Here is a 12,413-nt window from a genome sequence, read left to right as displayed (position 1 = left end):
GTACGCTTGTCCCCATGGCCTACATCAAGACGAAGAAATTGAGCTCCGGGGAGACCTCGCACATCGTCTACTGGCGCGCCGGGGGCGGTCGCGCCGGTGCGTGGTGCAACGAGACCTTCGACGATTCCGACCCGGCGGAACGCTTTCGGGATTTGGTGAACGGTCACGGACAGCAATGGCCCCCGGGGTGGACCAAGGGCAAGGGCTTCGTCAAGCCTGACGAACCGGCGGTGCCTGCTGCTGAGATGTTCGTCGTGTACGCACACACCTACGTGGGCCTGCTCACCGATATATCGGACCACACGCGCACGAACTACACCAGATTCATCGATAACCACCTGACTCCGTGGTTTGGAGAGCTGTCAGTTTCCGACCGAGGCCCGCGGTTCACGCGCGCCCACATCAGTCAGTGGATCCTCGACCTCCAAGACGGAAAGCCTGGTCCGCTGCATCCTGCCGGGACTGAGCGCCGACCGTACGCCGCGAAGACGATCGCGAACCTGCACGGCCTGCTGTTCAGCATTCTCCAGTCGGCCGTGACCGCCGATCCGCCGCTGCGTGACTCGAACCCCTGTGCACACACCCGGCTGCCCAAGGGGAACGACACGGAGGACGACGAGGTGTTCCTCGAACCCGACGAGTACGCCGTCCTTCGGCAGCACGTACGGGCGGACGCCCTGGACATCGTCGATGCTCTGGTGAGCACCGGGCTCCGCTGGGGCGAGATCACGGCGCTCCAGCCCCGCGACTTCACGCTGGTGGGGAAGAGACCGACGCTCCGGGTGCAGCGGGCCTGGAAGAGGCGCGGCGAGGGCGGAACGTTCCTCGGCGCCCCCAAGACGAAGAAGTCACGTCGCACCCTCGTGCTCACGCCAGAGCAGGTGAAGCTGTTCCAGAGGCGATGCCAGGGGAAGAAGCCGACCGACCTGATATTCACGGCGCCAGAGGGCGCTGCGTGGCACTCCGGCGTGTTCCACGCGCACCGCTGGAAGCCGGCCCTGGACGCGGCCAACTCAGCCGGTCTCACCAAGCGCCCGCGAATCCACGATCTTCGCCACACCCACGCTTCCTGGCTCATAGCTGGCAAGGTCCCGCTGCCCGTGATTCAGGCCCGCCTCGGCCACGAGTCGATCACGACGACGGTCGACCGGTACGGGCACCTGCTGGAGGCATCGGACGACGAGGTCGTGGCTGCCGTTGAGTGGGCTATGGGTTCCGCAGATATGCATGTCTCTAAGGCCGCATGAGTTGCCAGGAGGCGGAGGCCGTGCGCTCTTATGCTGAACTACCAAGAACGGGCACGGCTCCGGCCGCGACCGGGCACGGTTCTGGGGTGTCCGGCTGGCCTCGGTCAGAGGTGCTCTGTTAACGCTTGCGGCGCTTGGGTCCGCCGCCATGAGTGCGGTGCGCATGCAGCCACGAAGTCATCGGGCGCCTGCTCCTCGTCGAGTAGGCCCCCATGGCGCAAGAATTCCATCACGTCGACCCGCCGGCCGCCCGTGGGGGAGGCACCGGGGATGACTATGGGCGCCCGTGTGCGCCCGGCCTCTCAGGAGAAGGCGACGGAGCGTACGAGTAGGCGGTCGGAGGCGCCTTTGCCGGGCAACAGGACGTAGTGGTGTCGCCTTCGCAGTCGGTACCGAGGAAGACGACAGCGGCCGCATCGGTCAGACTCTTGAGGGCTCGCGAGACGGTGGCGGGGTCGGTAGCCATGGTCGCGAAGTTGACGCACTGGCCACTGGCGGGGTTGTGCGGGAAGCCGACAGCCTATATCCGTCGTGGTGCAGGAGTAGCGGAACTGGCCGCTCGCGGCGACGCCGAGCCTGCATGGCCACGAACAGAACGGCTCCGCCAGCTGCGGCACCAGGGGCAATAGTGAGAGAGCGAAGAGACAGGTGGGCCGTCCTCTTCCTTATTGATCATCTGGGCGGTGCCACAGATGCCCCAGCTCTGGTTCGTCGGCTCCTTCACAACGACGCGCACCACGTGATCGCGCCGTGTCTGGAGCAGCTCACGGAACACCCAAGTCATCGGCGGACTGTTGGAAGCGGTGATCGAGCGAGAAGCGGGGCGGTGCTGCACGAGACGAGCACGCTGAGCGGCGCCGTGAGCGGCATATAACCCCACGCACACCTATGGACCTCGAAGATGCCGCCTGGTCCCGCCGGACTGGGTGTCATCTTGATGTGCAGTGGGTGTGCCCGACCCCAAGGGCCGAGGTCGGCCGTCGGTGAGTCGGGTTTCTAGCTCCCAGGAATGAGGAACACCCTGCCGACCACCGGATAGGGGGAGTCTTCTTCGTTGTAGCCCTCGAACGATGGAGTAGCTTGCCCCAGCGTCGAGGTCGCCCGAGGCGTAAGAGAGGGCGAGCGGTGTGGGCCGGGTCGGGGGGTTCGCACATCTGTTCCAAACGCATAGGTGTGGTCAAAAAGTTTGTCGGTTCTACTCCTGTAACTGTGGTGATGCCTGCTACGATCCTCGCCACTTGTTCGAAGGCGTGCGGTGGGGGTTTGAGCGACGGAGCGATTCCGTGATTCAGCTAATTCTCGCCTTCGAGGGGAAAATGGGGGGCATATGCTGTCGAAAATTATCCTTCAGAATTATCGCTCGTTTCGCAACTTCAAACTCGACTTCGACCCCAAGATGAACATCTTGGTCGGGGATAACGACGCCGGTAAGTCGACGATTCTTGAAGCAATCAGCCTTGCGCTCACGGGCAGGCTGCGAGGCAAAATGCTTGCCCAGGAGCTGTCGCCGTATCTGTTCCACCAAGAGGCCACCGCCGAGTACATCGCCGCCCTCCGAGAGGGGCGAGAAGCCAGGCCACCAGAGATTATTATTGACCTGTTCCTCGACAGTAAAACTGCGCCTGCTGAGCTGATGGGAACCAATAATCTTCTGAAGGCCAATGAGCCGGGTGTGCGTGTTCGTGTTGCGCTCAACCCAGATTACGTGCCTGAGTACAAGGAGTTCATCAGGGATCCGAAGCAAGTCAGATTGATTCCCACCGAGTACTACAAGGTCGATTGGCTGGCCTTCTCGGGCAATGGTATTACCTTCCGAAGCATTCCTGCAACGGCCTCCCTGATCGACGCCTCTAACATTCACCTTCAGAGTGGTGTCGACTACTACCTGAACGGAATCATCAACTCGCACCTTGCGCCAGACGAACGCGTAAAGCTAACGCGCGCATATCGCAGTCTTCGGGAGAATTTTGCAGCAGACGACTCGATCGTAAAGATTAATCAGAAGCTACGGGGCGCTCCCAGTGACGTCAGTGATCGCGAACTAACGCTCGGTATCGATGTTTCGCAGAAATCGAGCTGGGAAAGCAGTATCGTTCCGCACCTCGACGAGTTGCCATTTCAGTATGTTGGCAAGGGAGAGCAGAGTACGCTCAAAATTCTTCTCGCTCTCAACAAGAAGGTTGAAGACGCGCACATCGTCCTGGTTGAAGAGCCGGAGAATCACCTGTCATTCTCCAACTTGGGCAAGCTGGTTAAGAAGATCAGCGACAAGTGCGACGGCAAGCAGGTATTTATCACTACGCACAGCTCCTACGTGCTGAACAAGCTAGGGCTTGAGAAGCTCGTCCTGCTCTCGGCGACGGAGGGGTTCCGCCTCGACAGCCTTCCGGCGGACACGCAGGACTACTTCCGTAAGCTGTCGGGTTACGACACCCTGCGCCTTGTGCTTGCTCGACGATCAATCCTTGTGGAAGGGCCGTCCGATGAACTAATTGTTCAGCGGGCCTACAGGGACGTTCATGGTTGCCTGCCCATTGAAGACGGCGTAGACGTAATCAGCGTTCGTGGACTGGCATTTCGTCGGTTCCTAGATATCGCATCACTCACCGGCAATGTGGTCGCCGTCGTGAGGGATAACGACGGTACCGATGCCGCAGAGGTGCAGCGAAAGTACGCCGCTCACACTGTCTTCCCGAACATCTCTGTTCACGTGGGACAGGATAAGGCATACAAGACCCTTGAGCCGCAACTCCTAAAGGCGAACGGTCTCGTCACAATGAACGCTATCCTCGGAAAGAATTTTACCTCCGAAGTAGACTTGCTTGAGCACATGGAGGATCGAAAGACAACCTGTGCTCTAACGATCTTCTCTAGCGACCAGACCATCAACATGCCGGAGTACATAAGGGATGCAGTCGCCCAATAATCGGGCCGTCATCGCGGCGGCCGGCTCGCGGAAAACTCAGCACATCATCGACTGCGTCGTCGCTAATCCGAGCAAGCGTGTCTTGGTGACGACTTACACCAACGAAAATCTCCACCAGATCGTGAGCCGACTGAGCGCGGGCACTGGAGTGCTACCGAGGCACGTCACGGTCATGGGTTGGTTCACGTTTCTCCTCAACGAGTGTGCTCGCCCCTATCAGAGCTTTGTTCTCGGTGAAGCGGGAATGATGGGTAGGCTCAATTTCGTGGGACAGCGTTCGAGGTACATCCCAAAAAGCAAGCCTCAGCAATACTACCTAGACCGTGGCAAGTCGGCGTATCGAGACGGCGTATCGGCGTTCTCCTTCGAGGCCAACAAACTGAGCAAGGGTATGGTGGTCGATCGTCTTTCGCGGATGTACGACCATATTTTCATTGATGAGATCCAGGACATGGCGGGGTACGACCTCGAACTCCTGGACCTGCTGATGAAGTCGCCGATTTCCGTCACGGTGGTTGGCGATCCCCGCCAGGCCACCTTCGCAACGAACAACGCTACAAAGAACTCGAAGTATAAAGGGAGTGGCATCGTTGAGTGGTTGGCTACGCGTACCGACCTATGCCTCGTTGAAAACCGAGTAGAGAGTTACCGCTGCAACCAAGTTATCTGTGATTTCGCAGACGATCTGTACCCCGACCTTGCGCGTACCGTGTCCAAGAACACCGAAATGACTGGTCACGATGGCATCTTCGCGATCAGGAAATCGGCCGTGTTGGAGTATGCAGAGGAGTACGCGCCGACGGTGCTGCGCTGGGACAAGCGAGCCGATACATGCGGTCTCGACGCAATGAACATGGGTACCTCGAAGGGCAGCACGTTCGACCGCGTGCTCATCTTCCCGACGAAGCCGATGATCAGTTACTACCAGACCCGAGACTGCACCCAGGCCGGAGACAGAGCGAAGCTCTATGTCGCGGTGACGCGGGCGAAGTACAGCGCCACGTTCGTCATGCCGTAGGAGACCCCTGTTGACTCTGGAAACCTGCCGGAGGCTGTCACGCCCGACGACTACCGCTGATTCATGACGGAAGAACCAGCGTCCATCGATCGTCAGACGCGCGCTTGATCCCTCAGTTCAAGCGCGCCGCATCTGGTCGGCATGGTGGACACCAACGCGCTGCTCAGCAGCGTTGAGAATGACTACCGTAGAAGGTTCCGGTCGCGGCTGCTGCGGATGAGCGAAGACGGCACTGCGGGTAGTCGGCCCGCCCCGGTTCGGCCGAGCGCCTCGCGACCCGCAACTGCTGCCGGTTCATCCGACTCGCCCTCGGGTTGATCCCTCTTTTTCTTCGCGGGTGCCGGCTGCGTGTTGGTGAGCCCTTGCGACGGTGGAGTCGATCGAGACCGTCCACCCCACCCTTCCTGCGTCGTTGCGGACCGGACGCTCGCATGCATCCAAGGTGCATCGTGAAATGTGGGGGTAGGGCTGTGCCTCGCATTACCAGAGGCTGAGGGGACGACCCGCCGCAATCGCCGCACGGATACGTGTTGCGATCTCCGCTCCGGACTCCCCGCCGTTCCGGCCGGCACTGATAGCGGCGCCTATGGCGCGGGAGCGTCCGGCCGGGCCGCGAAGGTCGGCGAGGGGGCTACCCGGGTCTCTGCGGCGGGCCAGCCATTCGGCCCGGTTCTCCGCCGCTGTCCCCAGTCGCAGGTGCGCCGGCTGCTGGCAGGAGTGGTTGTCGCAGGTGTGGCAGACGGTCGGGCTGTCGGTACCCCAGCCGAGCCGAGGGATGACACCGTGCGCGAGCTGGTACCCGTAGAGGTGGCCCGGCACCGTGCCGCGTCGCGTCCTGCCCGGCCGCGACGCAGCCCTGAAGGTGGCGTGGCCGGTACTGGAGATCCCGCCGAAGAAGAACCAGCAGTCCTCGGTTGACGAGGTTCGGTAGACCTTCGCCCAGTACCGGGCCCGAACGGACTCGTTGGCCAGCCAGGACATCCACTCAACGGCCGGTATACGAACCGGTGTTGGCTCACCGATGAGAGAAAGTTGCTCGTCAACGCGAACGGGCCCGGACCCGTTCACCGCCGCGAGCGGGAAGAGTCCGGGCCCGATGTCGTTCTCAGGCGGCATCAGCCCGGCCGCCGTCCGCCGTGACGACCGGGGCCGGGGCGCCCGAGGTCGAGGAAGCCGCGCCTGCCGCATCCACCCGAGGCTTACGGGCTCGGGTGGTGCGGGGCCGCTCGGCGCGGGCTCGCAGCGATTCGATGACCTCCTTCGCCCGAGCGGCGGTAACAGGCTTCGCCTCGCGTTCCAGCTCCTCCGCCGGGACGCCCAGCAGTTCCGAGACCAACTCGGCGTCGTTGTCGAACAGCCGCAGCACTACAGCAACCGCCTCCCGTGCCGTGACGTCGGCTTCCTCCTTCGCCTTGGCCGTCTTCACCGCAGCCTCACGCGCGGTCAGCGCGTGCTCGGCGGCCATCTCCCGCGTCTTCGCCTTCACCGCTTCAGTAGCGCGAACCCGCCGCCGCAGCTCCGACGCGCTCACCGGTCCTGCCGAATTCGTGCTCACCCGTGCCCCCAGTTCTGTTCGAAAATACTGTTCGTCGCGCGCACCGTAGGCACAGGAACGCGGACATCTCGAACCACGAGTTCGTTGGGTGCCGGCCAGAGCGAAAGGCAGCCTCCGGCGGGTCCTCCTCGGAGGGGGTGAGGGCTGGTCGGTCGGGTGCCGCGCCGTCGTGGTGCGGGTGGTGAAGGCGGGGTTCCCTCCTCGGCCGGACACCCCAAGGGGCGTACCAGGAACCCGGGCACGGCGTCCAGGCCAAGCCGCTACGCGGTCGCTACGCGAGCCCGGACACCGCGCCCGCAACCCTGGTACGGCGGAGCTGTCCGACCGAGGAGGGAACCCCGCCCAGGCCCGTTGTGGCCGGGCCCGGCCGGGCGGGTGCGGGCCGTGGGGTGTGAGAAAAGGCCAGGTCAGAGACCCTATCCGGGTTGACCCGACCCCTAGAACGTGGTTTAATTAGTCATGTCGGAAGGGGAGGGCAACCCCCGACCGGCACACGGCAGGCCGACCGGCCGCCGACAACCTCTCTCACCAGGAGAACGAACGTGAGCACCACGAAGGCACCCGCGAAGCTCGAAACCATCCGCGCCCTTCTCGCCAAGGCGGAGGACCCCCGTACTCCGGAGGCGGAGGCGGAGTTGGCTCGGAAGCGGGCGTTCGAGATGATGGCGAAGTACGGCGTCGAACAGGCGATGCTCAACGACGCCAACCCGGCCAGCGACGCCCCGACGGACCGCAAGATCGTTCTGGACAATCCGTGGGCGATGGAGCGTGTCCGCCTCATCAACCGCATCGCGCTCGCCCTCGGCTGCGAGCTGATCCACCTCGGCCGGGACGGCAGCGGCCCGGCCCGCCGAGTGCACATCTTCGGGTATGCGAGCGACCTTCAGCGTGTCGAACTTCTCTACACCTCCCTTCTCCTCCAGATGAACAGCGGACTGGCCGCTCAGTCGGTCCCGCCGGGTCAGGGTGCGCGTGCCTGGCGTCGGTCCTGGCTTCTCGGCTTCATCAACCGGGTGGGCGACCGCATCGAGGAGGCCGAGCGCGGCGCACGCGACGAGGCCAGGGGCGAGACCACCGCCACCGGCCGCAGCGCGGCCCTCGTGCTCGCGGACCGCAAGGCCGTCGTCTCGCGCAGCTATCAGCAGGCGTACCCCCGTGCACGGAAGGGTGGCACCACCACCATGACCGGCAACGGGTACGGAGCCGGGTGGACGGCGGGAAGCCGCGCCGACATCGGCGGTAAGCGGATCGGCCGCACCATGGCCGGGTCCATAGCCGCGTAACCCCGTCGAGGTCGGGGGGTGGCCATCCGCCGCCCCCCGGCCGCCGAGCCCGCGACCTACCCAGGAGGCATGACCGTGCCCGCTCGAAAGCCCCCAGCCACCCCCGCCCGCATCCTCACCGCGGCCGCCGACCACATCGAACGCGTCGGCCTCTACCAGGGTGACCACCTCTGGCAGCCCGGCCGGATGGGCGACACCGCCCCGTGCACCGTGCTGCACGCGTGGGAGCGCGGCGTACGCTCCGTTCGGCCCCGCTGGTCCGTGCGCGGTGAACCGTGGGACGTCTTCCAACGCGCCCTGTTCGACTCCCTTGTGGTGCTCAGCAACCAGGTCAACGGCCGTCCCGTGTCCGGGGTCCGGTGGCGAAAGCTGCGGCTCACGGAGGACGCCTACCGGCGCACCCTCCTGTGGTGCTGGGGAGACGAACCCGAGCGGAACACCGCCGAGGCCGCCGCGATGATCCGCACCGCCGCAGCCCTGCACCCGAGTGGCGGCGATCACAGCACCCCCGGTTGCCCCACTCTTAAAAACATGGTTTAATTAATGGCGCCGGAAGGGGGAGGGCAACCCCCCGACCGACACTGTCACCGGGCCGAACGGCCCGACGAACTCTCACCAGAAAGAGAAGGATCGATGACGAACACCAAGACCCAGGCCGGCGTCCAGACTGCCCCTGCCCCGTGGCAGACCCTCGCGGTCTCCGAACTCGCCGCGCACCCCGGCAACGTCCGCGACATTGAGGCCCCGGCCGATCTGCTGGCCGACGTGAAGGGCAACGGCGTCGTCGAGCCGCTGTACGTCGTGCGCACCCACGGCGGCGTGCCGCAGGTCATCGACGGATTCCAGCGACTGGCCGCCGCCTTCGCCGCAGGGCTGGAGACCGTGCCGGTCACGCCCCGCCCCGTCATCCGGATCGACGTGCTCACCCCGCACCCGAAGAACGCCCGTGAAGATCTCGACCTCAACGCGCCGTTCGTGGACTCGCTCCGCACCGAGGGGTGCCGCATCCCCGTCAAGATCCAGCGGCTCGACGGCGGAGTCCTCCAGGTCAACGACGGAAACCGCCGCTACCACGCAGCGACGGACGCGGGTCTCACCCACCTGCCGTACGAGTGGGAGGACGACGACCGCGACGCGGCCGGGCAGTTCCTCGACATGATCACGACTGCTCAGCACCGTAAGAGCCTCACTACTTCCGAGATGAACCAGGCCATGTTCAGCGCCGCCGAGGCGGGCGCGCAGGTCGGCCGAATCGCCAAGGCCGCAGGCGTGCGGCAGAAGGACGTCAAGACGCTGGTCAAGGTCAGGTCTGACGAGAAGCTGAGCGCCGCCGTCAGCGGCGCAGGCAGCTACGAGTGGACTTTCGAGCACCTGGCCGCACTTTCGGAGTTCGCCGACGATGCCGAAGCGCTCGCCGCGATCACCGAGGCCGCCGCCGAGGACGACGCCGACGAGGGAGACGTTGACTGGGCCATCGCGATCGAGCGGACCAAGCGCGACAAGCGGAACAAGGCGGAGGCACACCGCGCGGAGCTGGAGACGGCCGGGCAGAAGATCAGGGACGCCGAGGAACTGTCCGAGCGCGCCATGCCCGTGTGGCGACTGCGCGGCATCAGCACCGAGGAGCACGCCGAGTGCAAGGGTCTTGTCTGGGTGTTCGATGAGCGGCGGGGGAACCGGTACGAGCCCTACTGCTCCGCCCCCGGCCTGTACGGGCACATGGTGCCCGAGGGTGCCAGCGCCAGCGGCGGCACGATGACCGCCGCCGACAAGGAGGCCGAGCGCGCCGCCCGCGCCGCCGTCAAGAAGGGGAACATCGACTGGGACGCGGCCGAGGCCCTGCGCCGTAAGTGGATCACGGACCTGATCAAGCGGCGCAACCTCCCGAAGAACACCACCAACACCTTGATCGGGCACGTCAATAACGCTCTGCTGGACGGTAGTTGGGGCATCTCCGACGACCTGAACAAGGAGGGCACCACGGAGATTCTGGCCGGATTCCTGGGGTTGAACGCCGAGCAGGCGAAGGACCGGAGCAGCTTTGCCGGGCACGTCGCCAAGGACCCGCGCCGGGCCCCCCAGCTCCAGTTCGCCGCCATCGCGGCCGTCCGGGAGAAGTGCGCGAACCGGTCTGCATGGCGGACGGACAGCCAGCACGCCCCGTGGACGCGGAAGCCCACCGGCCGGTGGTTCCAGGTGCTCGCGTCCCTCGGGTACCCGCTCACACCCATTGAGCAGTCCGTCGCGGACGAGGAGCCCTACGACCCGTCGAAGAAGAAGCCCCGCGCCGCGATCACGTCCGGCAGCGAGCCGGAGACTGAGCAGGAGCCCGGCACCGACGAGGAGACGGGCGAGCCGGAGGCCGAGGAAGCCGACGACCCGGCCAGCGACGACGAAGCCGCCGCCTAACCACCTCAGCCGCCCGACGCCGGGGGGCGGGAACCGCCCGCCCCCGGCACCCCCAGGAGCCCCACAGTGACCCGTACAGCTCTGTTCGAGACCCACGCCGACGACCACGATTGCGGATGCGTCCCCGCCCCCGCCGAGCCCGACCCCGGCACCACCGCCGACATCATGCAGGCCCGCGCCATCGCGGGCGGACTCGCGGAGTTCGGCATCGGCCCCGCCCGCTGGTCTGCCGCCTACGACCACCAGGCCGCCGCCGTCGTCCTGCGGGTGGACACCCCGCGCGGACTGTACGCGCTCGCCATTCCGGCCCCCGGTCAGCCGTTCCCCGTCCACCACCGTGGCGAGCGCATCGGCGCGCTGGACTGCCGCCGCACGTACGGCACCGCCGACAGCTACACCGCCGCCCTGTTCGCCGCGTTCCTGCGCGACCGCGCCGCACTCGACATCCCCGGCCGGGATGCTTGCCACACACCTCTAAACATGGTTTAATTAGTGGTGTTGGAGGGGGAGGGCAACCCCCCTCCAACACCACGGTCCGCCAGCCGGACCGCCCCGGCCGTGCGCAGAGGGCAACCCCCCGGCCGGGCCCGCGAATTCCTCTCTCACCAGCAGGAGCACCCACGATGACCAGCGCAGTCATGCGGTTTTCCATCCCCGCGACCGCCCAGTCCCGCGTCCGTCAGCTTGTCGAGGCCACCAACGCCCGCGCGGCCGTCCACCACCTCAGCGCGTACGCGCTCGACTTCTCCGAGCCGTTCCTTGCCAACTACCGCGACCTTGACGGCCGCGTGATCGGCAAGCGCCCCACCGTCACCGTGTCGATCTCCGGCGACGTCCCGCGTCACCAGGGCTGGACCGTCATCGCTCGCCTGGACCACGACGAGGAGAGCTGCGAGACGATCACCAGCCTGTTCCCCGGTCTGCCCGAGCAGGACGCCGAGGCCGCGCGCCAGTACCGGGCCATCGAGAACTTCTGCCACGGGTGCGCCGTCGCCCGTCACCGCACCGCCACCTACCTTGCCCGCAACGAGAACGGCGAGATGCGGCAGTTGGGCACCACGTGCGTCGAGCCGTACACCGGTCTGCCGATCAAGGGGCTTCAGGCGTTGTGGCGGTTCGGCACGCTGAAGGATTCCGACTGGGACGGCAACGAAGGCGGTATTCCGGCTGATCTCCGTGTTCCCGTGATCGAGGTCCTGCGGGTGACCGCCGCCATCGTCACGATGGACGGCCGGTTCTACAGCCGGTCCGAGCAGTGGAAGGACACCGTGCCGACCGCCGATACCGTCGAGACGTATTTCTTCGGCCGCAACGCCCCGATGGAATGGCGAGCCGCCATCGACGCCGACCCCGACGCTCCGAGCACCGCCGCCGCCGTCCGGGAGTGGGCCGTACAGGGATACGGCAGCCTCTCCGACTACCGCCACAAGGTGGGCCAGTTGGCGAAGAGTGAGACCGTCGACCCGCGCCACCTGCCGACGCTGGTGTCCGCCATCGCGGGTTGGTACCGCGACCAGGAGAAGGAGGCCGCCGAGCGGGCCGCCCAGAACTCCCGGCCGCAGGGCACGGTGGGCGAGCGCATCACCACCGCCGCCACCGTGACCACCGTGATCGAGCTGGAGGGCCGGACGTACGGCTACCAGACCCAGCGCCGCCGACTGGTGAAGTTCCAGGACCCGCAGGGCAACGTGTTTGTCTGGTTCAGCAGCGCCGCCGACGTCCCAGACCAGGGCGACGAGGTCGAGCTGACCGGCACGGTCAAGGACCACAGCATCTACGGCGAGACCGCACAGACGGTTCTCACCCGGTGCCGCGTCGCCGCACGCGAACCGGTCGCCGCTTAGCAGGTCCGGCCGGGCGGGGAGGACCGCCCGGCCGGGCCCGGACCCCGGCCGCCGGGCCGTGGGGGGGGGGGGGGGGGGGCGCCCCCCCCCCCCCCCCCCCCCCCCCCCCCCCGCGCCCCCCCCCCCCCGCG

The 12,413-nt window shown here is 65.8% G+C and carries 9 protein-coding genes and 1 pseudogene; 8 read left to right on the top strand and 2 right to left on the bottom strand.

The window, feature by feature from the left end; all coding sequences use genetic code 11:
* Positions 1 to 14: 14 nt before the first annotated feature.
* The 3 genes from ACH4KB_RS18640 (at position 15) to ACH4KB_RS18630 (ending at position 5,191) form a co-directional block, all read left to right on the top strand.
* The gene (locus ACH4KB_RS18640) at positions 15 to 1,247 is read left to right on the top strand and encodes a tyrosine-type recombinase/integrase (RefSeq protein WP_339151652.1); all 1,233 of its coding nucleotides are present in this window, start codon (positions 15 to 17) and stop codon (positions 1,245 to 1,247) included.
* Between the two features lie 1,327 nt (positions 1,248 to 2,574).
* Complete coding sequence (locus ACH4KB_RS18635) at positions 2,575 to 4,173, top strand: ATP-dependent nuclease (protein WP_398066987.1); 1,599 nt, start codon at positions 2,575 to 2,577, stop codon at positions 4,171 to 4,173.
* Positions 4,157 to 5,191: a UvrD-helicase domain-containing protein gene (locus ACH4KB_RS18630; RefSeq protein WP_351045564.1), complete on the top strand. Its 1,035-nt coding sequence runs from the start codon at positions 4,157 to 4,159 to the stop codon at positions 5,189 to 5,191. The genes ACH4KB_RS18635 and ACH4KB_RS18630 overlap by 17 nt, the downstream gene beginning before the upstream one ends.
* A gap of 231 nt (positions 5,192 to 5,422) precedes the next feature.
* On the opposite strand, the pseudogene ACH4KB_RS18625 reads toward ACH4KB_RS18630, so the two are convergent.
* Positions 5,423 to 5,611 (bottom strand): annotated as a pseudogene (locus ACH4KB_RS18625) (IS5/IS1182 family transposase); the annotation flags it as partial.
* 685 nt (positions 5,612 to 6,296) lie between these two features.
* A complete protein-coding gene (locus tag ACH4KB_RS18620; protein WP_398066986.1) occupies positions 6,297 to 6,677 on the bottom strand; it encodes a hypothetical protein in 381 nt (126 codons plus the stop codon).
* 611 nt (positions 6,678 to 7,288) lie between these two features.
* On the opposite strand from ACH4KB_RS18620, the gene ACH4KB_RS18615 reads away from it, so the two are divergent.
* The 5 genes from ACH4KB_RS18615 to ACH4KB_RS18595 all read left to right on the top strand — a co-directional run bounded on the left by ACH4KB_RS18615 (position 7,289) and on the right by ACH4KB_RS18595 (position 12,282).
* The gene (locus ACH4KB_RS18615; RefSeq protein WP_398066985.1) at positions 7,289 to 8,029 is read left to right on the top strand and encodes a DUF2786 domain-containing protein; all 741 of its coding nucleotides are present in this window, start codon (positions 7,289 to 7,291) and stop codon (positions 8,027 to 8,029) included.
* 69 nt (positions 8,030 to 8,098) lie between these two features.
* Positions 8,099 to 8,569 (top strand): DUF6197 family protein, encoded by a 471-nt coding sequence (locus ACH4KB_RS18610; protein WP_398066984.1) that lies wholly within the window; start codon positions 8,099 to 8,101, stop codon positions 8,567 to 8,569.
* Between the two features lie 93 nt (positions 8,570 to 8,662).
* Positions 8,663 to 10,438, top strand: coding sequence for a ParB N-terminal domain-containing protein (locus ACH4KB_RS18605; protein WP_398066983.1), 1,776 nt, complete (start codon positions 8,663 to 8,665; stop codon positions 10,436 to 10,438).
* 66 nt (positions 10,439 to 10,504) lie between these two features.
* Positions 10,505 to 10,927, top strand: coding sequence for a hypothetical protein (locus tag ACH4KB_RS18600; protein WP_398066982.1), 423 nt, complete (start codon positions 10,505 to 10,507; stop codon positions 10,925 to 10,927).
* 134 nt (positions 10,928 to 11,061) lie between these two features.
* On the top strand, positions 11,062 to 12,282 hold the full coding sequence (locus ACH4KB_RS18595; protein ID WP_398066981.1) for a hypothetical protein: 1,221 nt from the start codon (positions 11,062 to 11,064) through the stop codon (positions 12,280 to 12,282).
* Positions 12,283 to 12,413: the final 131 nt, after the last annotated feature.

Source organism: Streptomyces sp. NPDC017520, from assembly GCF_044329855.1.
GTDB lineage: Bacteria > Actinomycetota > Actinomycetes > Streptomycetales > Streptomycetaceae > Streptomyces.
This window is presented reverse-complemented; position numbering and strand designations above follow the sequence as displayed.